The sequence below is a fragment of the Streptomyces sp. RKAG290 genome (genome assembly GCF_023701695.1).
GTDB lineage: Bacteria > Actinomycetota > Actinomycetes > Streptomycetales > Streptomycetaceae > Streptomyces.
Genome location: NZ_JAJOZC010000001.1, coordinates 2,667,623 through 2,689,870, shown reverse-complemented (window position 1 = coordinate 2,689,870; position 22,248 = coordinate 2,667,623). Strand labels below are relative to the sequence as shown.

At 70.3% G+C, this 22,248-nt stretch carries 18 protein-coding genes and 2 pseudogenes; 11 read left to right on the top strand and 9 right to left on the bottom strand.

Annotated features, from left to right (window positions below):
• Window positions 1-115: 115 nt before the first annotated feature.
• From LNW71_RS11365 to groL, 4 genes and pseudogenes are all read left to right on the top strand, one after another.
• Window positions 116-1,104: pseudogene (locus LNW71_RS11365) on the top strand (polysaccharide deacetylase family protein).
• Window positions 1,101-1,433, top strand: coding sequence for a hypothetical protein (locus LNW71_RS36895; RefSeq protein ID WP_374119386.1), 333 nt, complete (start codon window positions 1,101-1,103; stop codon window positions 1,431-1,433). Before LNW71_RS11365 ends, LNW71_RS36895 begins: the two are co-directional and overlap by 4 nt.
• A 261-nt stretch (window positions 1,434-1,694) precedes the next feature.
• On the top strand, window positions 1,695-2,003 hold the full coding sequence (groES, locus tag LNW71_RS11355) for a co-chaperone GroES (protein ID WP_024490209.1): 309 nt from the start codon (window positions 1,695-1,697) through the stop codon (window positions 2,001-2,003).
• A gap of 102 nt (window positions 2,004-2,105) precedes the next feature.
• Window positions 2,106-3,728, top strand: coding sequence for a chaperonin GroEL (gene groL / locus LNW71_RS11350; protein ID WP_123461111.1), 1,623 nt, complete (start codon window positions 2,106-2,108; stop codon window positions 3,726-3,728).
• 145 nt (window positions 3,729-3,873) lie between these two features.
• Here the strand turns inward: groL and LNW71_RS11345 are convergent, their stop codons facing one another.
• From LNW71_RS11345 to LNW71_RS11325, 5 genes are all read right to left on the bottom strand, one after another.
• Window positions 3,874-4,902, bottom strand: a complete 1,029-nt coding sequence (locus LNW71_RS11345) for a hydroxyacid dehydrogenase (protein WP_250968146.1) — start codon at window positions 4,900-4,902, stop codon at window positions 3,874-3,876.
• A gap of 36 nt (window positions 4,903-4,938) precedes the next feature.
• Window positions 4,939-5,793 (bottom strand): carbohydrate ABC transporter permease, encoded by an 855-nt coding sequence (locus LNW71_RS11340; protein ID WP_250968145.1) that lies wholly within the window; start codon window positions 5,791-5,793, stop codon window positions 4,939-4,941.
• A complete protein-coding gene (locus LNW71_RS11335; RefSeq protein WP_250968144.1) occupies window positions 5,790-6,683 on the bottom strand; it encodes a carbohydrate ABC transporter permease in 894 nt (297 codons plus the stop codon). The genes LNW71_RS11340 and LNW71_RS11335 overlap by 4 nt, the downstream gene beginning before the upstream one ends.
• Window positions 6,683-8,014 (bottom strand): sugar ABC transporter substrate-binding protein, encoded by a 1,332-nt coding sequence (locus LNW71_RS11330; RefSeq protein WP_250968143.1) that lies wholly within the window; start codon window positions 8,012-8,014, stop codon window positions 6,683-6,685. Before LNW71_RS11330 ends, LNW71_RS11335 begins: the two co-directional genes overlap by 1 nt.
• Window positions 8,015-8,196: 182 nt before the next feature.
• On the bottom strand, window positions 8,197-9,291 hold the full coding sequence (locus tag LNW71_RS11325) for a substrate-binding domain-containing protein (protein WP_250968142.1): 1,095 nt from the start codon (window positions 9,289-9,291) through the stop codon (window positions 8,197-8,199).
• A 213-nt stretch (window positions 9,292-9,504) separates the two neighbouring features.
• Here LNW71_RS11325 and LNW71_RS11320 point away from each other — a divergent pair, with 213 nt between their 5' ends.
• A complete protein-coding gene (locus LNW71_RS11320) occupies window positions 9,505-11,034 on the top strand; it encodes a right-handed parallel beta-helix repeat-containing protein (RefSeq protein ID WP_250968141.1) in 1,530 nt (509 codons plus the stop codon).
• 8 nt (window positions 11,035-11,042) lie between these two features.
• Here LNW71_RS11320 and LNW71_RS11315 read toward each other — a convergent pair whose 3' ends face one another.
• Window positions 11,043-11,816: an SDR family oxidoreductase gene (locus LNW71_RS11315; RefSeq protein ID WP_250968140.1), complete on the bottom strand. Its 774-nt coding sequence runs from the start codon at window positions 11,814-11,816 to the stop codon at window positions 11,043-11,045.
• A 250-nt stretch (window positions 11,817-12,066) separates the two neighbouring features.
• Between LNW71_RS11315 and LNW71_RS11310 the strand changes: the two genes are divergently transcribed.
• Complete coding sequence (locus LNW71_RS11310) at window positions 12,067-12,957, top strand: LysR family transcriptional regulator (protein WP_250968139.1); 891 nt, start codon at window positions 12,067-12,069, stop codon at window positions 12,955-12,957.
• Between the two features lie 82 nt (window positions 12,958-13,039).
• Here the strand turns inward: LNW71_RS11310 and LNW71_RS11305 are convergent, their stop codons facing one another.
• A complete protein-coding gene (locus LNW71_RS11305) occupies window positions 13,040-13,375 on the bottom strand; it encodes a WhiB family transcriptional regulator (protein WP_250968138.1) in 336 nt (111 codons plus the stop codon).
• A gap of 412 nt (window positions 13,376-13,787) precedes the next feature.
• On the opposite strand from LNW71_RS11305, the gene LNW71_RS11300 reads away from it, so the two are divergent.
• From LNW71_RS11300 to LNW71_RS11285, 4 genes and pseudogenes are all read left to right on the top strand, one after another.
• A complete protein-coding gene (locus LNW71_RS11300; protein WP_003948568.1) occupies window positions 13,788-14,399 on the top strand; it encodes a response regulator transcription factor in 612 nt (203 codons plus the stop codon).
• Between the two features lie 345 nt (window positions 14,400-14,744).
• Window positions 14,745-15,319: pseudogene (locus LNW71_RS11295) on the top strand (sigma-70 family RNA polymerase sigma factor).
• A gap of 130 nt (window positions 15,320-15,449) precedes the next feature.
• Window positions 15,450-16,952: an IMP dehydrogenase gene (gene guaB, locus LNW71_RS11290; protein WP_250968137.1), complete on the top strand. Its 1,503-nt coding sequence runs from the start codon at window positions 15,450-15,452 to the stop codon at window positions 16,950-16,952.
• A gap of 104 nt (window positions 16,953-17,056) precedes the next feature.
• Window positions 17,057-18,181, top strand: coding sequence for a GuaB3 family IMP dehydrogenase-related protein (locus LNW71_RS11285; protein ID WP_250968136.1), 1,125 nt, complete (start codon window positions 17,057-17,059; stop codon window positions 18,179-18,181).
• A gap of 76 nt (window positions 18,182-18,257) precedes the next feature.
• On the opposite strand, the gene LNW71_RS11280 is transcribed toward LNW71_RS11285, so the two are convergent.
• A complete protein-coding gene (locus LNW71_RS11280; protein ID WP_250968135.1) occupies window positions 18,258-18,887 on the bottom strand; it encodes a hypothetical protein in 630 nt (209 codons plus the stop codon).
• Window positions 18,888-18,993: 106 nt separating this feature from the next.
• On the bottom strand, window positions 18,994-20,256 hold the full coding sequence (locus LNW71_RS11275; RefSeq protein ID WP_250968134.1) for a nucleotide sugar dehydrogenase: 1,263 nt from the start codon (window positions 20,254-20,256) through the stop codon (window positions 18,994-18,996).
• Between the two features lie 248 nt (window positions 20,257-20,504).
• Between LNW71_RS11275 and LNW71_RS11270 the strand changes: the two genes are divergently transcribed.
• Complete coding sequence (locus LNW71_RS11270) at window positions 20,505-22,211, top strand: glycerol-3-phosphate dehydrogenase/oxidase (RefSeq protein WP_250968133.1); 1,707 nt, start codon at window positions 20,505-20,507, stop codon at window positions 22,209-22,211.
• Window positions 22,212-22,248 lie beyond the last annotated feature (37 nt).

The following is a 22,248-nucleotide window of genomic DNA, read 5'->3' as shown; positions in this document are numbered from 1 at the left end:
TGTGAGCCAGCCGGGGGACCGTGCGGGTCCGGTCGCGGTGTCGGGCCGGGTGCCCGGGCGCGTGCTGGCAGTATGCGGCGCCATACAGCTAGTACGACAAAAGGAAGAATTTGCCATGAATGGGCGCAGACCGGTCGTGACGAAGCAGGGGCAGGACGGGGCGGGGCGCGGACGGGGACACCTGCGTCGCCGGCCCGGCTACGCGGTCCTGGCCGCACTCCTGGTCGCCGCCGTCGGCTCCGGCTGCGCGGCCGGGACCGACGCCCGCACCGTTCCGGCGGCGGGGCAGGAGGCCGCGACCCATTCCGGACAGCCGGGCGCCCAGGCCGGGAACGCCGGGGCGGCGGGCACCCGGGCCGGGCAGGCCGAGAAGGCGCGCCTGGCCCAGGCCGCACGCGCGGTCGCCGCCAAGAAGTGGGGCCTGGCGAGCACGCCGCTGGCCGCGCCGGTGGCGCCCGCCGTCAAGCCGCACATCTCCACCCGCAAGGGCTTCGAGGTCGAGGGCGGTGACGACTCGCTGCCGCCGGTCTTCACCACGGTCCCGACCAAGCAGAAGGTCGTCTTCCTGACGATGGACGACGGCGACGACAAGGACCCCGAACTGCTGCGGATGATGTCGGAGCTGAGCATCCCGTACAGCGCCTTCCTCAGCGACTACCTGGTGCGCGACAACTACGCGTACTTCAAGGACGCGCAGTCCCGTGGCGTCACGCTCAACAACCACACGCTCAACCACCGCTACATGCCCGGTCTCTCCTATGCCGAGCAGAAGCAGGAGATCTGCGACCAGCAGGACATCATCGAGAAGCAGTACGGCGAGCGCCCCGGCTGTTCCGGCCGCCCTACGGCAACTACAACGGTGACACCCTCCGGATCGCCAAGTCCTGCGGCATCACCGCCGTGCCCCTGTGGGCGGCGGAGGCCTTCCCCGACCACATGGAGTGGCGCGAGGAGGACCGCGACCTGCACCCCGGCGACATCATCCTCACGCACTTCCGGGGCAAGAAGGACTGGCCGGGCAGCATGGCCGACATGGTCCGGGCCGTCATGAAGGTCATCACGGACAAGGGATACGCCGTGGCCCGGCTGGAGGACTACGTATGAGAAGGGCGCACCGGCTGCTGGCCGGGCTGCTGGCCGCCGGTGCGCTCCTGACCACCACCGCCGGCTGCGCACAGTCGGTCGACCCGATCGAACGGCTGGGGCGTAAGGCGGCTCAGCGGGTGAACCGCCCGCCGAGCGCCCCGGCGATGCGGCCCCTGCGGGTGCGTCCGGCGGCCGTGCGCGGTGATCACGGTGCGCCGGGGGCGATGGTCGTCGTCTCCTGCGGCCGGCTGCGGGGGGACGTCCGGTCCCGGCCGGTCCGCTGGTGGCCGGAGGGTCCGGGGCCCTACGACGGGGCGGGCGAAGGGACGGGGTGCGGGCACTCCTGAAGCCGGAACGGTCCGGGGGCTTCCCGCGTTCTCCCTGTGGCGGGGCCGTGAGGTCGTCCGGCGTCGACGCCACGAGGGGCGTGAATTGGCACTCCGCTTGACCGAGTGCTAATCGCGGTCATAGTCTCAGTGCTGGCACTCCCCACTGGAGAGTGCCAGCAGTACTGTGCGACCGGCAGGTCCGGCACCCGCGACGACGGGCCCACCTGGTCGCCACCCAAAGACTGTTAACCCCGTGAGATCTCCGAAGGGGGAGACCGGATCGTGTCGACCAGCACCAAGGTTGCGATCAAGCCGCTCGAGGACCGCATTGTGGTCCAGCCGCTCGACGCCGAGCAGACCACGGCCTCCGGCCTGGTCATTCCGGACACTGCCAAGGAGAAGCCCCAGGAGGGCGTCGTCCTGGCCGTGGGCCCGGGCCGCTTCGAGAACGGCGAGCGCCTTCCGCTCGACGTCAAGACCGGCGATGTCGTGCTGTACAGCAAGTACGGCGGCACCGAGGTGAAGTACAACGGCGAGGAGTACCTCGTTCTCTCGGCTCGCGACGTGCTCGCGATCATCGAGAAGTAATTCACCCACGTTTGCTTCTGTTCTGCGCCCCTGGCCCCCTGCGAGATAACTAGCCGGGCGGCGAGGGGCGCAGTTCTTGTTTTGAGAGGACAGTTCAGCTCCATGGCGAAGATCCTGAAGTTCGACGAGGACGCCCGTCGCGCCCTCGAGCGCGGCGTCAACAAGCTTGCCGACACGGTGAAGGTGACGATCGGCCCCAAGGGCCGCAACGTCGTCATCGACAAGAAGTTCGGTGCGCCCACCATCACCAACGACGGTGTCACCATCGCGCGCGAGGTCGAGCTGGACGACCCGTACGAGAACCTCGGTGCCCAGCTGGTGAAGGAGGTGGCGACCAAGACCAACGACGTAGCGGGTGACGGTACGACCACCGCCACCGTTCTCGCCCAGGCGCTCGTCCGCGAGGGCCTGCGCAACGTGGCCGCGGGCGCGTCCCCGGCCGCCCTGAAGAAGGGCATCGACGCCGCGGTCAAGGCCGTGTCCGAGGAGCTCCTCGCGACGGCCCGCCCGATCGACGACAAGTCCGACATCGCCGCCGTGGCCGCGCTCTCCGCGCAGGACAGCCAGGTCGGCGACCTCATCGCGGACGCGATGGACAAGGTCGGCAAGGACGGTGTCATCACCGTCGAGGAGTCCAACACCTTCGGTCTGGACCTCGAGTTCACCGAGGGCATGGCCTTCGACAAGGGTTACCTGTCCCCGTACATGGTGACCGACCAGGAGCGTATGGAGGCCGTCCTCGACGACCCGTACATCCTGATCCACCAGGGCAAGATCGGCTCGATCCAGGAGCTGCTGCCGCTCCTGGAGAAGGTCATCCAGGCCGGTGCCTCCAAGCCGCTGCTGATCATCGCCGAGGACGTCGAGGGCGAGGCCCTGTCGACCCTGGTCGTCAACAAGATCCGTGGCACCTTCAACGCCGTCGCGGTGAAGGCCCCCGGCTTCGGTGACCGCCGCAAGGCCATGCTCGGCGACATCGCCACCCTCACCGGTGCGACCGTCATCGCCGAGGAGGTCGGCCTCAAGCTCGACCAGGCCGGTCTGGACGTGCTGGGCACCGCCCGCCGCGTGACCGTCTCCAAGGACGACACCACCATCGTCGACGGTGGCGGCAAGTCCGACGAGGTCGCCGGCCGCGTCAACCAGATCAAGGCCGAGATCGAGTCCACGGACTCCGACTGGGACCGCGAGAAGCTCCAGGAGCGCCTCGCGAAGCTGGCCGGCGGTGTCTGCGTGATCCGCGTCGGTGCGGCCACCGAGGTGGAGCTCAAGGAGAAGAAGCACCGTCTGGAGGACGCCATCTCCGCGACCCGCGCCGCGGTCGAGGAGGGCATCGTCTCCGGTGGTGGCTCCGCCCTGGTCCACGCCGTCAAGGTCCTCGAGGGCAACCTCGGCAAGACCGGCGACGAGGCCACCGGTGTCGCGGTCGTGCGCCGCGCCGCCGTCGAGCCGCTGCGCTGGATCGCCGAGAACGCGGGCCTTGAGGGCTACGTGATCACCTCGAAGGTCTCCGAGCTCGACAAGGGTCAGGGCTTCAACGCCGCGACCGGCGAGTACGGCGACCTGGTGAAGGCCGGCGTCATCGACCCGGTCAAGGTCACCCGCTCCGCCCTGGAGAACGCCGCGTCCATCGCGTCGCTGCTGCTCACGACCGAGACCCTGGTCGTCGAGAAGCCGGCCGAGGAAGAGGCCGAGGCCGGTCACGGTCACGGCCACTCGCACTAGCGTGTAGCTCTCCGCGCAAGCGGTGAGGCCCGGTACCCCCTCAGGGGTGCCGGGCCTTTTGCTTGGTAACGCTGTTTGCTTACCGCTGCGGGGACGTTGCCCCAGGGGCCTCGTGTCCTACGCCGCTGCTTTCAGGGCTCGTGTCCTACGCCGAGCGCGACAGCGCGTCCCCGTGGACCGGGTCGGCGAACGGGAGTCCGCTCGCGAACCGTTCCAGCTCGTCCAGCGCCTGGTCCGCCATCCGGTGCAGCTCGTTGCCCAGTGAGCCCGCGACATGCGGGGTCAGCAGCACGTTCGGCAGGTCGTACAGCGGCGAGAGCGCACGGGGCGGGTCGGGGTCCGTCACGTCCAGGACCGCGTGCAGCCGACCGCTCGTCAGCTCGGGCAGCAGCGCGTCCTCGTCGACCAGCGAACCCCGCGCGGTGTTGATCAGCGTCGCCCCCGCCGGCATGGCCGAGAGCTGGGCCGCGCCGATGAGGTGGTGCGTCTCCGGAAGCTGCGGGGCGTGCACCGAGACCACGGAACTGCTCGCGCACAGCTCGTCGAGCGTGCTGAGGCGGGCGCCCAGCAGCGCCGCCTCATCCGCGCCGACGTAGGGGTCGTACAACAGGACGTCCAGGTCGAAGGGGCGCAGCAGTTCGATCACCCGCCGGCCGATGCGGGAGGCGCCGACGATGCCCACCGTGCGGCGGTAGTTGCCGCTGCCGTCCAGCTCCGAGAGCCAGTCGTGCTCGGCGCGCAGGGCGCGGTAGCGGTCCGCGGAGTGCAGGACGCGCTTGCCCGCGAACAGGATCGCGGCGAGGGTGAATTCGGCCACCGGCAGGGCGTTGGCCCCGGCCGCCGAGGTGACGGTGATGCCGCGTTCCCAGCAGGCGTCGGTGATGTGGTGCTTCACGGACCCGGCCGCGTGCACCACCGCCCGCAGCCGGGGCGCGGCGGCCAGCACCGGCGCGGTGAGCGGTGTCGCGCCCCAGCAGGTGAACAGCACCTCGGCCTCGGCGAGCGCGGCGGCCACCTCGGGCGTCGGGTCGGCCAGGTCGTGGGCGACGAGACGGGTGTCCGTGCGGGTGAGGGCGGCGAGCCGGGCGTGGTGGCGTTCGGCGAGGAGGCGTCCGGCGATGCCGGGACCCATCGCGAGCAGGGCCCTCGGCCGGTTGTCAGTGGCGTGCGGCATGGTGGAACTCGTACTCCTCGGGGCTCGCTTGGACGGTCACTTGACGCTTCCGGCGGTCAGTCCCGCCTTCCAGTGCCGCTGCAGGGAGACGAAGGCGACGATCAGCGGGATGACGGCGAGGAGGGAGCCGGTGACCACGAGGGGGTAGAAGCTCGGCTCGCCGTGGGTGTTGGTGTTCCACGCGTACAGCCCGAGGCTCAACGGGAACAGCTTGCGGTCCGAGAGCATCACGAGAGGGAGGAAGAAGTTGTTCCAGATCGCGGTGAACTGGAACAGGAACACGGTCACGAAGCCCGGCATCACCATGGGCAGACCCACGGACCAGAAGGTGCGCAGCTCACCCGCCCCGTCGATCCGGGCCGCCTCCAGCGCCTCGTTCGGTATGTAGCCCGAGCAGAAGACCCGGGCGAGGTACACGCCGAACGGGTTGACCAGCACCGGGATCAGCACCGACCAGTAGGTGTTCACCAGGCCGACCTTGGACGCCAGCAGATACATCGGCAGGGCCAGCGCGGTGGTGGGGACGAGCACGCCCATCAGCACCAGGCCGAACAGCTGGTCCTTGCCCCGGAACGCGTACTTGTCGAAGGCGTATCCGGCGGCCACGCATATCAGCGAGCAGACGAGCGCACCGCCGCCCGCGTAGCCGAGGCTGTTGAGGTACCAGCGGAAGTAGATGCCGTCGCCGTAGGAGGCCAGGTCCGACAGGTTCTGGCCGAGGTTGAAGCCGTCGAAGGAGAACGCGTTGCCGGCCAGCAGGCCGCCGGTGTCCTTCGTGGCGGCGGTGACCAGCCAGACGAGCGGGAAGAGCATGTAGACGACGGCGAGCAGCAGGAAGCCGTTGACCGCGGTCTTCGACATCCAGCGGCCGCGGGAGGCGGGGGAACTCATGCTTTCTTGCCCTTCCGGCCGGTGAAGCGGGTGACGACGAAGGACAGCAGCGCGGCTGTGAGCGCCAGCAGGATGGAGGCGGCCGCGGCGAGACCGTAGTCGTTGCGTTCGAAGGCCGCGGTGTACGCGTACATGTTCGGCGTCCAGGTGGAGGAGACGGCCGAGCCGCTCCCCTTGTTGAGGATCAGTGGTTCGGTGAAGAGCTGGAGCGAGCCGATGACGGTGAACAGCGCGACCATCACCACCGACGAGCGGATCAGCGGGACCTTGATGGCGAGCGCGATGCGCCAGGCGCCCGCCCCGTCGACCGTGGCGGCTTCGAGCACGGAGCGGTCGACGGCCTGCAACGCGGCATAGAAGATCACCATGTTGTAGCCGAGCCACTCCCACAGCGCGATGTTGACGACGGAGGGCAGCGCCCCGTCGGGTGAGAAGAAGTCGAAGCCGATGCCGCCGGACTCCATGGCGCTGACCACCGGGCTGAGCTGCGGTGTGTACAGGTACACCCAGATCAGCGCGGCGATGATGCCGGGCACGGCGTGCGGGAGGAACAGTGCGAGCTGGAAGAACCTGCGGGCGCGGGCCAGCGTGGAGTCCAGCAGCAGAGCGAGAGCGAGGGCCCCGACGAGCAGCAGCGGTATGTAGAACAGGCAGTATCCGAGGAGTACGCCGAAGCCCTCGCGGAACGCCCGGTCACCCAGGGCCGCCGTGTAGTTGTCGAGTCCGCTGAAGACGGTCTCGGTGCCGCCGAAGCCCAGGCCGGACTGCTTCTCGGTGAACAGGCTGAGCCAGACCGCGTATCCGATCGGCAGCACCATGGCCAAGGTGAACAGTACGAAGAAGGGCCCCAGCAGGACGGCGGCGGCTCTGGTTGTCCGGGCGTGCTTCATCAGCCTGCGTCCTCGACCTTCAGACCGCGCTTCTTCAGCTCGGTGACCGTGGCGTCGTGGCCGGCCTTCACGGCCTCCTTGACGGTGGAGGTGCCGCCGGCGACCTTGCCGAACTGGTCCTTCATCGTGGTGTTCGTGGTGCCGCTCGTCGGGCCCCAGGTCCAGTTCGGGCCGATGGACGTCGCGGCGTCCTCGAAGACCTGGTAGATGTCCTCGCCGCCGTAGAAGTCCGCGTCGAAGGCCTTCTTGGCGACCGGTCGCAGCGAGGCGGCAGCCGGGAAGGCGCTCGAAGTCCCGGACTCGATGCGGGCCTTGATGCCACCCTCGGTGGTCGACATCCAGGTGGCGAACTCGACCGCGGCCGCGGCCTTCGTGCTGGTCTTCGTCACCGCGAAGGTGGAGCCGCCGAGCATGCCGCTGGCGGCCTTTCCGTCCCAGCTGGGCATCGGGGCGACGGCCCACTTGCCGCTCTGCTCGGGAAGGGTGCCCTTGAGGACGCCCGCGCCCCAGGCCGCGCCGAGGTAGCCGACGGTGCCGCCGCTCTTGAGGGAGTTGGTCCACCCGGGGCTGAACGACACGTCGTCCCGGACCAGGTCGTCGTCGAGCAGGCCCTGCCAGTAGTCCGCGACCTTGTTAGTGGCCGGGTCGGTGGTGTCGACCTTCCAGGTGTCGCCCTCGGGCTTGTACCACTGGGCGCCGGCCTGCCAGGCCATCGCCTGGAAGGTGGTCGGGTCATCGGGGAAGAAGGTGCCGATGCGGGCCTTCTTGTCGGCCTTCTTGACCTTCTCGGCGGCCTTGCGGAAGTCGTCCCAGGTCTTGGGGACCTCGACGCCGTACTTCTTGAAGAGGTCCTTGCGGTAGTAGAAGGCCTGCGGCGAGGCGTCGAAGGGGACGGCCCAGTTCTTGCCGCCGAGCGTCGTCAGCTCCACCGCCTGGGGCAGCAGCTTCTTCCTGATGTCCTCGGTGAAGTACTGGCCGATGTCCTGGAGCGCGCCCTGGCTGACGTACTCCGGCAACTGCGGGTACTCGATGGAGACCAGGTCGGGGGCGTTGCCCGCCTTCACGGCGTTGGAGATCTTGGCGTAGCCGCCCGCGTTGCCGGACGGGATCTCCTCGTACACCACCTTGATGTTCTTGTGTGAGGCGTTGAACGCGTCAACGACCTCCTTGGACCCCTTGGCCCAGCCCCAGAAGGTGATGCTGACGGGCTTGCCGTCGCTTCCGGCGGCGGACGACTTGTCGTCACCGCTGCCGCCGCAGGCCGTGAGAACGGCGAGGGCAGTGGCGGCGCCGACTACGGCGAGGGACGTTCTGCTCGAACTGCGGCTCACAGCGAGGCTCCTGAACAGGCGGCGACATTGGCGTTGGCCGTGATCCTTGGACCAGCCGTGACCGAAGTCAAGAGCGAAAGAGCGATTGATCGAAAAAAGATCAAAAGAGTTGCGTACGGAGGGCGGCGCGCGGAGGTACTGACGGCCTACGGCAGCGGGTGGCGCGCGGAGGTGCTGACCGCCTACGGCAGCGGCCCTCCGCAGGAGTCCCTGACCCGGAGCTGCGGGAGCAGCGTCAGGTGCCGCCGAGGTGCGCCCGCCTCCTGGCCCAGCCGCTCCACCAGCAGTTCCGTCGCATGGCGGCCCACCTCCCGCTTGGGCGGCGCGACGGCGGTGAGCGGAGTGTCCGCGAGGGCCGCCACCTCGTCGTCGTACGCGATCAGCGCCAGGTCCTGCGGCACGCGCACGCCCAGCTCGGCCAGCCGCTGCACCACCTGGATCGCGTCCACGTCGTTGTGGATCAGCGCCGCCGTCGCCACGCCCGAAGCGACGGCCTCGCGCAGCGCCTGCACGGCCTCCTCGAACGCCTCCGGGGCATGGTCGGCCGGCACGGAATCGATCACGTCCTGCGGGGTGCGCAGCCCGAGCGCGGTCAGGGCCTCCGCGTATCCGGAGCGCACCGCGAGCGCGGTCGGGGAGTCCGCGCGGGCCATCAGCAGCGGCGCCCCGTGCCCCAGATCCACCAGGTGGCGCACGGCCAGCAGCACTCCGTGCGCATGGTCCGAGCAGACCCGGTCCAGGCCGTCCAGCGGCGAGCCGGCGGGGGGCCTGCGCTCCAGCAGGACGGTCGGCACGGGCAGCGAGGCGATCCAGTCGCCGAACGCGGAGGGGTCGCCCGGATGCTGCCAGCCGGGCGCGACCAGCAGCCCCTCGGCGCCCGCGGAGAGCAGTCCCTCGGTGCGGGCGTGGTCCTCCTGCGGCCGGTAGTCGGAGATCCGCAGGATCAGCCTCGCCCCCGCCCGGGCGGCGGCCTCGTGGGCGCCCCGGATGACCTCGGCGAAGTAGTAGGTCGCGGAGGGTGCGAGCATGCCGAGAACGTTGCCGCTGCCGGCACTGCCCGCGCTGCCCGGCCCCGCGGCGGGGGCGGTGTCCTGCGGCCAGGACACCGAGCCGTGCACCCGGTCGAGCAGGCCGCGGACGGCCAGGTCCTCGACGTCCCGGCGCACCGTGACGGGGGAGACCCCCAGCTGCGAGGCCAGGTCCGACACCCGGGCGGAACCCCGGTCCCGGACCAGCCCGAGCAGGCGGTCATGACGTTCAGCAGCACTTTCGCGCACGGCGGCAGTCCCCTCGCAGTGTGTGACCCGGCCCTCGGCCCGGCCGGTGCCGGAGCCGATGTCCGACCCTAGACCAACGTGATCGAACGATGGGAGTTTCGATCATTCAAACGCAATGCATTGACGTTCGATCAATCCGCGTCCAGGATTCCGGCGATGCCGATCAGGCCGTTCGCGGCCCGTCCCGACCCTGACTGTTCGTACGGAGGAATTGTGAGACATCGCGTCACCGCCGCGGCGCTCGCGGCCCTGACGGCCGCCGCCGGGCTGACCCTCGCAGGACCGAGCGCCGCGCAGGAAGCACCCGCGGGCCGCACCTTCCACGTCGACTGTGCCGCCGCCGCCCAAGGCGCGACCGGCAGCCGACAGCACCCCTGGACCACCCTCGCCGAAGTCAACGCGCGTACCTACGGACCCGGCGACCGGCTGCTCTTCAAGCGCGGCGCCACCTGCACCGGCACCCTCGCGCCCACCGGCGCCGGCTCCGGCCGCGCACCGTTCACCATCGCCGACTACGGCAACGGGCCGGAGCGCGCCAGGCTCGACGGCGCGGGCGCCCATGACGCCGTGCTGCTCTCCAACACCCAGTACGTGCACCTCAGGGACCTGGAGATCACCAACGCCGACAGCCCGGGCAGTGAGCGCAACGGGGTCCGCCTGCGCCTCACCGACTACGGAGTGGCCCGCGGCTTCGACCTCTCCGGTCTCTACATCCACGACGTCCGCGGCGGCGACCACAAGACGGTGTCCGGCTCCAGCGCCATCCACATCTCGGTCGAGGGCACGGCGAAGGCCAGCTGGTACGACGGCCTGGACATCGGAAACAACCGCATCGAGGACGTCGACCGCGAAGGCATCTACTTCAAGTCGACCTTCTCCAAGCGCGACCTGGTCGGTCGACAGCAGGACCCGGACGTCTACCCGGGCGAGTGGACCCCCAGCACCGGAATCCGCATCCACCACAACACGCTGAAGTCCCTGGCCGGCGACGGCATGAAGCTCGACACCACCAGCGGCGCCCGCGTCGACCACAACCGGGTCGACGGCTTCCAGCTCCGCTCGCCCTCCGCCAACGCGGGCATCTGGACCTTCAACACCGACGACACGACCGTCGAGTACAACGAGGTCTCGGGCGGCGGCAACACCCATGACGGGATGTCCTTCGACGCCGACGGCGCCTCGCAGCGCACCGTCTTCCAGTACAACTACAGCCACGACAACAAGGGCGGCTTCCTGCTGATCTGCCCGTACGACGGCGCGAAGACCCTCGGCACGGTCGCCCGGTACAACGTCAGCCGCGAGGACGGGGCCCGTCTCGTCCAGAACTGTAGGGGCCCGATCCTCGGCACGGAGATCTACAACAACACCTTCCACAACAAGGAGCAGATCCCCGGGTACCTCGTCCAGGACGACGCCGGCAGTCCGGCCACCACCCAGCACGAACTGGCCATCCGCAACAACGTCTTCGTCAGTGAGGGCACGGGCGGCTACGCCTTCAAGAACCCCACAGCCGGGCTCTCCTTCGACCACAACGCCTTCTACGGCATCGAGATGACCCGCCCCGACCCCGGCGGCATCACGGCCGACCCGAAGCTCAGGACCGACTTCCGGCTCGGCGCGGGCTCGCCTGCCCTCGCCGCCGGAGCCGTCATCGGGAACAACGGCGGCAAGGACTACTTCGGCAACAGGCTCAGGCCCGGCGCCCCCAACATCGGCGCCTACGCGGGCCGCGGAGTGCGGTAAGCGGCCGTTCACTGAGGCCCGTACTTGCGGCCTGTCTTGGAGGTCACCCCTCCGAGCAGGCCGCGCGGCGTCAGCTTCACCAGCCCCATCAGCGCCTTGTACCGCGGGTCGGGGACCGAGACCGACTTGCCGCGCGCCAGGTCCGCCAGGGCCGTGGCCACCAGCTTGTCGGCGTCGAGCCACATCCAGCCCGGGATGTTCCCGGTGCCCATGCCGGCCCGCTGGTGGAACTCCGTCCGTACGAATCCGGGGCACAGGGCCATCAGCCGCACGCCCGACCCGGCCAGGTCCTTCGCGGCGCCCTGGGTGAACTGCACGACCCACGCCTTCGACGCCCCGTACGTGCCGCGCGGCACGAACGCCGCCACCGAGGCCACGTTCACCACGCCGCCCCGGCCGCGCTCCTTCATACCGGCCGCGGCCGCCGAGGTCAGCCGCAGAACCGCCTCGCAGTGCACCTTCAGCATGGCCAGTTCATCGGCCATGGGCACGTCCAGGTACCGGCCCTTGTTGCCGAACCCGGCGTTGTTGACCAACAGGTCGACGGACTGCCGCCGGTCGCCCAGCCTCGCCTCGACCGCCGCGATCCCGTCGTCCCGGGACAGGTCGGCGGACAGCACCTCGGCCTCGATGCCGTGCCGGTCGTGCAGCTCGGTGGCCTGCTCCCGCAGTCGCTCGGTGTCGCGGGCCACCAGGACCAGGTTGTGTCCCTCGGCCGCGAGCCGCCGCGCGAACGCGGCCCCGATGCCCGCGGTCGCGCCCGTAATCAGTGCTGTCGTCATACGCGGCACGTTAGTGCCCCGCACGGACCGCAGGCCGACCCGCCCGCCCCTCCCCGCGCACCCCCGCCGCGCGAGGTACTTCCGCGCCCCGCGCGGTGGCTCGGGACGGGACGTTTCCCCGCCCACGGGCGGCGGCAGTGGCGCCCGTCCGCTCCGCGCGACCCGGAACGCGGTCCCCTCCCGCAGCCCTCAGCTCAAAGCCACACGTCGGCAAATCGCACTTTCCCCAAGATTCCCTTATATTCGAGGAGTGATCGAAGCCCGCCACCTCCGCGTCCTGCGAGCCGTGTCCACCACCGGCTCCTTCTCCGCCGCCGCCCGCGAGCTGGGCTGCACGCAGCCCGCGGTCAGTCAGCAGATGAAGGCCCTGGAGGCGTCCGCCGGCACCACGCTGCTCATCCGCACCGGGCGCGAGATGCGGCTGACCCAGGCGGGCGAGGCGCTCGTGCGCCATGCCTCGGGAATCCTCGCCGGGCTCACCGCGGCCGAGGAGGAGGTCGCCGCGATCGCCGGGCTGCGGGCCGGCCGGGTCAGGCTGGTGTCCTTCCCCAGCGGCAGCTCCACGCTGGTCCCGGGCGCGCTCGCGGCACTGCGGGCCGCCCACCCCGGCACCCGGGTCTCCCTGGTCGAGGCGGAGCCGCCGCGCTCGGTGGAGATGCTGCGCGACGGGGACTGCGACATCGCGCTGGCGTTCCGGTACGGCACGCAGGGCGCCGAGTGGGACGACCTGGTGGTGCGGCCGCTGCTCGCCGACCGGCTGATCGGCCTCCTGCCCGAAGGTCACCGGCTGGCCGACCGCCCGGCCGTGGGCATCGCCGAACTCGCGGGTGAACCGTGGATCGCCGGCTGCCCGCGCTGCCGCCGCCAGCTGGTGGAGGTCTGCGAGGAGTCCGGCTTCACCCCGCGGATCGACTTCGCCACCGACGACTACCCGGCGGTGATCGGCCTGGTCGGGGCCGGTCTCGGAGTGGCCGTGCTGCCCGCGCTGGCGATCGAGTCGGTACGCCCCCGGGGCGCCCGGACCGTCACGGTGGAGCCGGCCATCGAGCGCGAGATCGTCGCGCTGACCCTGCCCGATCTGGCGCAGGTCCCCGCCGTCGCGGCCACCCTGGACCAGCTGGCGCTGGCGGCCGCTCGCTGAGCGGTCCGCCCGTGGTCGGGGCCCTGGGGCGCGGGCCGGATGAAGAAACGTTTCTGCCGTTGGTGTCTGCGGTGCGGCCGGGTCAGTTGTGGTCCGAGGGGGACGTGGTGCCGGTGGGTGCCGCGGCCGTGATCAGCCGGTTGCGGGCCCGCCCCATGAGCTCCTCGCGCTCGTCCTCGGTCAGTCCGCCCCACACTCCGTAGGGCTCTCGTACCGCCAGCGCGTGTGCCGCGCACTCGGCGCGTACCGGGCACCGCATGCAGACCTCTTTCGCGGAGTTCTCGCGGGCGCTCCGGGCGGCGCCGCGTTCCCCCTCGGGGTGGAAGAACAGTGAACTGTCGACCCCGCGGCAGGCCGCCAGCAGCTGCCAGTCCCACAGATCGGCGTTGGGTCCGGGAAGGCGGGAAAAATCTGCCATTGCTTGTCCCCTCGAAACCATGCTGAGTCGGAAGCGTCGTTGTCGTCCGTCGGTGACCGTGTTCATGACCGTACATCTACGGTGTTAGTAGATGTAAATATGACTGATTGCGAATCTAGCCACAGACACCAGCAAAAGGGAAGAAAACCCGCTAAATGGGGCATGTGGGCACGCGAAGTTTCCGTTGACGACTGGACGACCCGTGGCGCTCTCCTCCGTGCACGCTCCCTCACGTAGAGTGCCGAACTCGGTCTTCCGACCCGTAACTCTTTCGAGTGACCATCGTTGAGAGTGCGGAGGCGGTTGGCAGAGAAAGCGATCGGGCAAGTGTCCGAGAGCGTCAACCGCACAGGTGACGACTTGTAACAGCCTGGAGGCTCAAGGTGACGCGCATCAGCTTCGGAGGGCGGTCATGACTTCCGTCCTCGTCTGCGACGACTCCCCGCTTGCCCGAGAGGCGCTCCGTCGCGCGGTCGCGACCGTGCCCGGCGTCGAGCGTGTGACGACGGCGGCCAACGGCGAGGAAGTCCTCCGCCGCTGGGGTGCCGACCGTTCGGATCTGATTCTGATGGACGTACGCATGCCCGGCCTGGGGGGTGTGGAGACCGTCCGGCGGCTGCTCTCCGCCGACCCCGGGGCGAGGATCATCATGCTGACCGTCGCCGAGGACCTGGACGGTGTCGCGCTCGCGGTCGCCGCCGGTGCCCGCGGGTATCTGCACAAGGACGCCTCCCGGGCGGAGCTCCGGGCGACCGTCACCCAGGCGCTCGCCGACCCGACGTGGCGGCTCGCCCCGCGCCGGCTGCGGTCGGCCGAGATGGGTGCGGCGCCCACGCTCACGGCGCGTGAGATCCAGGTCCTCGAAGGGATGAGTCACGGCCGCTCCAATGCGGAGATCGGCCGGGAGCTCTTCCTCTCCGAGGACACGGTGAAGACGCACGCCAGGAGGCTGTTCAAGAAGCTCGGCGCCTCGGACCGGGCGCACGCCGTCGCGCTCGGCTTCCGCTGGGGCCTGGTCCGCTGAGTACCGTGCGGGACCGACGGTAGAACCATCCCCCGCCCGCGAAACCGGCGGGCGGGGCGGGTCCGGGCCAGGGGTGCACAGGGTCTGTTTCCGAGGCCCCGTCCACCGTGCGGCGTCCGGCGCGGACGCCGGTCGCGCCGCCGGATTCGCGGCGGCCCCTTCCTGGTATGTGACGCTTCCCGGCGGATGACGCATCCTTGAGACGTGGAGTTCCTCGGGAACGATTCGGTCGAGCGGAAGGGGAGGGCGCAGGACATGACTTCCGGCGCACCCGCTCATAACGCTTCGGTGCACAACTACGGACGCGGTGCCGCGGATGACGCGGCGCCGAGGCACCATGGTCCGATGCGCGACGACGGAACGACGGTGATCGGTGCTCTGGTGCACCGAGCCGTCGAGGGCGACGCGCAGGCCACTCACGATCTGCTGGCCCATGTCCACCCCTCGCGCTGCGCTACTGCAGGTCCCGGCTGAACCGGCTGCCCGGTGACGCTCGCCACTTCGTGGAGGACCTGGCGCAGGAGGTCTGTGTCGCGGTGCTGATGGCGCTGCCGCGGTACAAGGACACCGGCAGACCCTTCGAAGCCTTCGTCTTCGCCATCGCCGGCCACAAAGTGGCCGATCTCCAGCGGGCCGCCATGCGGCACCCGGGATCGACCGCCGTGCCCTCCGACGAGATGCCGGAGCGGCCGGACGATTCGCTCGGGCCCGAGGAGCGCGCGCTGCTCAGCAGCGATGCCGCCTGGGCCAAGAAGCTCCTCGCCAACCTCCCGGAGAACCAGCGTGAACTGCTGGTTCTGCGGGTCGCGGTCGGACTCACCGCGGAGGAGACCGGACAGATGCTGGGCATGTCGCCGGGCGCGGTCCGGGTCGCCCAGCACCGTGCGCTGAGCCGGCTGCGCGCCCTCGCCGAGCAGTGAACAGGGGACCCGCGGCGACCCTGGTGCGAAGCTACAGAACCTCCAGGTGATCTTGCTCGTGGAATGAGACACCCGCGGAGGCCGTTAGCATGGACATCCGCACCGATCAAGGCCATTTGGGGAAGGTGTCATGACTGCAAACGTCGACGGAGTGCCCGAGAAATTCGCGACACTCGGGCTGACATACGACGACGTGCTGCTGCTGCCGGGCGCATCTGATGTGCTGCCCAACGCGGTCGACACCTCGACGCTCATCTCGCGGAACGTACGGGTGAACATCCCCCTGCTCTCCGCGGCGATGGACAAGGTGACCGAGGCGCGCATGGCCATCGCCATGGCCCGGCAGGGCGGCGTCGGCGTACTGCACCGCAACCTCTCGGTCGAGGACCAGGTCAACCAGGTCGACCTGGTGAAGCGGTCCGAGTCCGGCATGGTCACCGACCCGATCACGGTCAGCCCGGATGCCACGCTCGGCGAGGCCGACGCGCTCTGTGCCAAGTTCCGCATCAGCGGCGTGCCGGTCACGGACCCGGCGGGCAAGCTGCTCGGCATCGTCACCAACCGCGACATGGCCTTCGAGTCGGACCGCACGCGCCAGGTGCGTGAGGTCATGACGCCGATGCCGCTGGTCACCGGCCGGGTCGGCATCTCCGGCGTGGACGCCATGGAGCTGCTGCGCCGCCACAAGATCGAGAAGCTTCCGCTGGTCGACGAGGCGGGCATCCTCAAGGGCCTCATCACGGTCAAGGACTTCAAGAAGGCCGAGCAGTACCCGAACGCCGCCAAGGACGCCGAGGGCCGGCTGCTCGTCGGCGCGGCCGTCGGCGCCAGTCCGGAGGCGCTGGACCGCGCCCAGGCGCTGGCCGGGGCCGGTGTGGACTTCCTGATCGTCGACACCTCGCACGGCCACAACAGCAACGCCCTCAACTGGATGGCGAAGATCAAGTCGTCCGTGAACGTGGACGTCATCGGCGGCAACGTCGCGACCCGTGACGGCGCGCAGGCCCTGATCGACGCCGGCGTGGACGGCGTCAAGGTCGGCGTCGGACCCGGTTCGATCTGCACCACGCGCGTGGTCGCCGGCATCGGCGTCCCGCAGGTCACCGCGATCTACGAGGCGGCGCTCGCCGCCCGTGCGGCGGGCGTCCCGGTCATCGGCGACGGCGGCCTGCAGTACTCCGGAGACATCGGCAAGGCGCTCGCCGCCGGTGCCGACAGCGTGATGCTGGGCTCCCTCCTCGCGGGTTGCGAGGAGTCGCCGGGCGAGCTGCTCTTCATCAACGGCAAGCAGTTCAAGTCGTACCGCGGCATGGGTTCGCTGGGCGCGATGCAGTCCCGTGGGCAGGGCCGCTCGTACTCGAAGGACCGCTACTTCCAGGCCGAGGTGTCCTCCGACGACAAGCTCGTCCCCGAGGGCATCGAGGGCCAGGTGCCCTACCGCGGCCCGCTGGCCAACGTGCTGCACCAGCTCGTCGGCGGTCTCCGCCAGACGATGGGGTACGTGGGCGCGACCTCGGTCGACGAGATGGAGAGCAAGGGCCGCTTCGTGCGGATCACCTCGTCGGGTCTCAAGGAGAGCCACCCGCACGACATCCAGATGACGGTCGAAGCGCCGAACTACAGCAGGAAGTAACGGAACAACGCAGATGAGGGCGGACCGGGGTTCCCGGGACCGCCCCTCACGCGCGTGTCGGGGATACTGGACAGCGCAGACGTAGAGGGAAAGGCCACACCATCGTGACTGAGATCGAGATCGGGCGCGGCAAGCGCGGCCGCCGGGCTTACGCATTCGACGACATCGCCGTCGTCCCGAGCCGCCGGACCCGCGACCCGAAGGAGGTCTCGATCGCCTGGCAGATCGACGCCTACCGCTTCGAGCTGCCGTTCCTGGCGGCTCCCATGGACTCCGTCGTCTCCCCGCAGCACGCCATCCGCATCGGTGAGCTCGGCGGCCTCGGCGTGCTCAACCTGGAAGGGCTGTGGACCCGGCACGCCGACCCGCAGCCGCTGCTCGACGAGATCGCCGAGATGCAGGTCGAGTCGGCCACCCGCCGGCTCCAGGAGATCTACTCCGCCCCCATCCAGGAGGAGCTGATCGGGCAGCGCATCAAGGAGGTGCGCGACTCCGGTGTCGTCACCGCCGCCGCGCTCTCCCCGCAGCGCACCGCGCAGTTCTCCAAGGCCGTCGTCGACGCGGGCGTGGACATCTTCGTCATCCGCGGCACCACGGTCTCCGCCGAGCACGTCTCGGGTGCGGCCGAACCGCTCAACCTGAAGCAGTTCATCTACGAGCTGGACGTCCCGGTCATCGTCGGCGGCTGTGCCACGTACACCGCGGCCCTGCACCTGATGCGCACGGGCGCGGCCGGTGTCCTCGTCGGCTTCGGCGGCGGCGCCGCGCACACCACGCGCAACGTCTTCGGCATCCAGGTCCCGATGGCCACCGCCGTCGCCGACGTGGCCGGTGCCCGCCGCGACTACATGGACGAGTCCGGCGGCCGGTACGTGCACGTGATCGCGGACGGCGGCGTCGGCTGGTCCGGCGACCTGCCGAAGGCCATCGCCTGCGGTGCGGACGCCGTGATGATGGGCTCCCCGCTGGCCCGCGCGACGGACGCGCCGGGCCGCGGCCGCCACTGGGGCATGGAGGCCGTCCACGAGGACGTGCCGCGCGGCAAGCTGGTCGACCTCGGCTCGGTCGGGACGACGGAGGAGGTCCTCACCGGTCCTTCGCACACCCCCGACGGCTCGATGAACATCTTCGGCGCGCTGCGCCGCGCGATGGCCACGACGGGCTACAGCGACCTCAAGGAGTTCCAGCGCGTCGAGGTGACGGTGGCGGACTCGCAGCACCGCCGCTGACTGTTCGCCGCATGACGGGAGGGCCCGGACCGCGACTGCGGTCCGGGCCCTCCCGTGCGTCTCGGCCTTCCTCCGACTAGTCGGAGGCCTTCTTGGCGCCGGAGAACGCGGCGACCGCCGCGATGGCGAAGAAGAGGTACGAGATGAAGTTCGAGTCGGCCTTCCACAGCTCGTTCAGCTCGCTGAAGTGATCGAAGAACACCTCGGAGACCGTGACCGGGGTTCCCTTGACCGCGATCATCGCCTCGCCGAGCAGCTGACCGAAGTAGACGGCGATCAGCGCGAAGACGGCGCTGAGGACCGGCAGCGCCGGGTTGCGGCCGCCGACCTTGCCCGAGGCGAAGCCGACGAGGAAGCCGACGCCGACGGCCGCGTAGCCGATCTCGTGCTCGATGCCACCGATGATCGCTCCGTAGACCGCTGCCGCGACGACGGCCGCGACGACGCCGGCGAGCAGACCGAGCCCGACCCTGTCGCGCGCGGGCGCCACCGGGGCGAACGGCGTTCCGCCGCCGAACTGGGCGCCCTGCTGGCCGTACGGACCGGGCTGCTGGCCGGCGAACGGGTTACCGGTGGGGGCGCCGGGCTGCTGGCCGGCGAACGGATTCCCCGTCGGAGCGCCGGGCTGCTGCTGGCCGGCGTAAGGGTTGCCGTCCTGGGGCTGGGAGTCGTAAGGCTGGTTCGGCGGTGGTACGGGCTGGCTCATTCGGGTTCCCCCCTGGGACGGATGCGCACGACTGTGCGAGAAGTGACGCCGCAGGCTAGCAGTCCGTTCGGACATCGGCCCACGGAAATCCTTGGGGGGACTGCGTTCAGAGCCGGTGCGCGGCTCCCGCCGGGGTCGCGCCGCGGGTGTCGAGGAGGAGCTGCGCCTTCACGGCGAGGCCCTGGAGGTCGTACGTGCGGTGGTGCTGGAGCAGCACCGTGAGGTCCGCACTCGACGCGGCCTCGTACAGCGAATCGGCACGGGGGACCGGGAGTTCGCGTACGCGCCAGTCCAGGACGTGCGGGTCGTGGTAGCCGATCTGGGCGCCCATGTCCATCAGCCGGGTGGCGATCTCGCGGGCGGGGGAGGCCTCCTGGTCGGCGAGGTCCGGCTTGTAGGTGACGCCGAGCAGGAGGATGCGGGCGCCGCGGACGGACTTCCCGTGTTCGTTGAGGAGGGTGGCACAGCGCTGGATCACGTACTGCGGCATCCGGTCGTTGATCTCCTGGGCCAGCGAGACCATCCGCAGCGGGTGGCCGGGGGTGCGGCTGTTGTACGGGAGGAAGCCCGGGTCGACGGGGGCGCCGTGACCGCCGACGCCGGGGCCGGGGCGGAACGGCTGGAAGCCGAAGGGCTTCGTCTCGGCGCACCGGATGACGTCCCACAGGTCGACGCCGAGGTCGTGGCAGAGCACGGCCATCTCGTTGACCAGGGCGATGTTGACGTGCCGGAAGTTGGTCTCCAGGACCTTCGTCATCTCGGCCTCGCGCGGGCCGCGGGCGCGTACGACCTTGTCGGTCAGCCGGCCGTAGAAGGCCGCGGCGGACTCGGTGCAGGCCGGGGTGAGGCCGCCGATGACCTTGGGGGTGTTGGCGTAGACGTGGGTGCGGTTGCCCGGGTCGAGGCGGCTGGGGGAGTAGGCGAGGTGGAAGTCGCGGCCGCCGCGCAGCCCGGACCCCTCTTCGAGGAGGGGGAGCAGGTAGTTCTCGGTGGTGCCGGGGGGCACGGCCGATTCCAGCAGCACGGTGGTGTGCGGGCGGAGCCGGGCGGCGAGGGCGCGGGCCGCGTCGCCGATGGCGCCGAGATCCAGGGTGCGGTCGGGACCGAGCGGCGTGGGCGCGCAGATCACGGCCGTACGGACCCGGCCCAGCTCGACCTGGTTGGTGGTGGGGCGGAATCCCCCCGAGAGCATCCGGCGGATGTCGGACGCGGTGAGTGATCCCTCGACCGGGGTGCGGCCGGCGGACAGCTCCGCGAAGGCCCGGGGGTCGGTGTCGTAGCCGACGGTCTGGATGCCGGCTGCGACGGCGGCTTGGGCGAGGGGCAGGCCGAGGTGACCGAGTCCGATGACGGCGAGGTCTGCAGGCACGTGGGTGGCCGTCCTTCCCTAAGACCATGAGGACAGAAAGTGCAACTGCTGGGGACAGCGCAATGTCAGACTAGGCGTAAATATGACCTATATGTCGCATTGTGCGGCCCTCGTCGTCCGGGTGTTGTCCACAGGCGGTGGCTGAAGTCGCCGAGCGCGGACAGAATCGAGAGGTAGGCACGGGCACCCGGCCCCTCGGTCGGGCCGCATCCCCGTGCCGGACCACCCCGATCTACCGGGAGGCAGCAGTGAGGACAGCGACACTGGGACCCGCGGAGCGCGGCGAGGCGCTCGCCGCGATGGCCGAGCGCGAACTGGACGTGCTGGTCGTGGGGGCGGGCGTGGTGGGCGCCGGGACGGCGCTCGACGCGGTGACGAGAGGGCTCTCGACCGGCCTGGTCGAGGCGCGCGACTGGGCGTCCGGCACGTCGAGCAGGTCGAGCAAGCTGATCCACGGCGGGCTGCGCTATCTGGAGATGCTCGACTTCGCGCTCGTCCGGGAGGCGCTGAAGGAGCGCGGGCTGCTGCTGGAGCGGCTGGCACCGCATCTGGTGAAGCCGGTGCCGTTCCTCTATCCGTTGCAGCACAAGGGCTGGGAGCGGCTCTACGCAGGCGCGGGCGTCGCGCTGTACGACGCGATGTCGGTGTCGTCCGGACACGGCCGCGGACTGCCCGTGCACCGGCACCTCTCCCGCCGCCGGGCCCTGCGGGTCGCGCCGGCGCTCAAGAAGGACGCCCTGGTGGGGGCCCTGCAGTACTACGACGCCCAGGTGGACGACGCCCGCCATGTGGCGACGCTGGTGCGCACCGCCGCCGGATACGGCGCCCACGTCGCGAACCGGGCGCGGGTGACGGGCTTCCTGCGCGAGGGTGAGCGGGTCGTCGGCGCCCGGGTGGAGGACGTCGAGGCCGGTGGCACGTATGAGATCAGGGCCAAACAGGTGGTCAATTCCAGCGGCGTCTGGACGGATGACACCCAGGCCCTGATCGGCGAGCGCGGCCAGTTCCACGTGCGGGCGTCCAAGGGCATCCATCTGGTCGTCCCGAAGGACCGCATCCACTCCTCGACCGGCCTGATCCTGCGGACCGAGAAGTCGGTGCTCTTCGTCATCCCGTGGGGCCGGCACTGGATCGTCGGCACGACGGACACCGACTGGGACCTGGACAAGGCCCATCCGGCGGCCTCCAGCGCCGATATCGACTACCTGCTGGAACACGTCAACGCGGTCCTTTCCACCCCTCTGACCAGGGACGACGTCCAAGGGGTCTATGCGGGGCTGCGGCCGCTGCTGGCCGGCGAGTCGGACGCGACCAGCAAGCTCTCTCGCGAGCACACGGTCGCGCACCCGCTGCCGGGCCTCGTCGTCGTCGCGGGCGGCAAGTACACGACCTACCGGGTGATGGCCAAGGACGCCGTCGACGAGGCGGTGCACGGCCTGGACCAGCGGGTGGCCGAATGCGTCACCGAGGACGTCCCGCTGCTGGGCGCCGAGGGCTACCACGCCCTGTGGAACGCACGGGCCAGGATCGCGGCCAGGACCGGGCTCCATGTCGCCCGGGTGGAGCATCTGCTCAACCGGTACGGCTCCATGACCGAGGAGCTGCTGGACCTGATCGTCGCCGATCCGGTGCTCGGCGAACCGCTGCCGGCCGCCGACGACTACCTGAAGGCGGAGATCGTGTACGCGGCCTCGCACGAGGGGGCCCGCCACCTCGACGACGTGCTGACCCGGCGGACCCGGATCTCCATCGAGACCTTCGACCGGGGCACCCGTTCCGCCCAGCTCTGCGCGGAACTCATGGCGCCGGTGCTCGGCTGGGACAAGGGCCAGATCGAGCGGGAGGTCGAGCACTACGAGAAGCGGGTGGAGGCGGAACGGGAGTCGCAGCGCCAGCCCGACGACCTGACGGCCGACGCGGCGCGGCTGGGGGCGCCCGACATCGTGCCGATCTAGAGCCCCGGCCCGCGCGCTCCTCGGGTGAGGGCCGGCC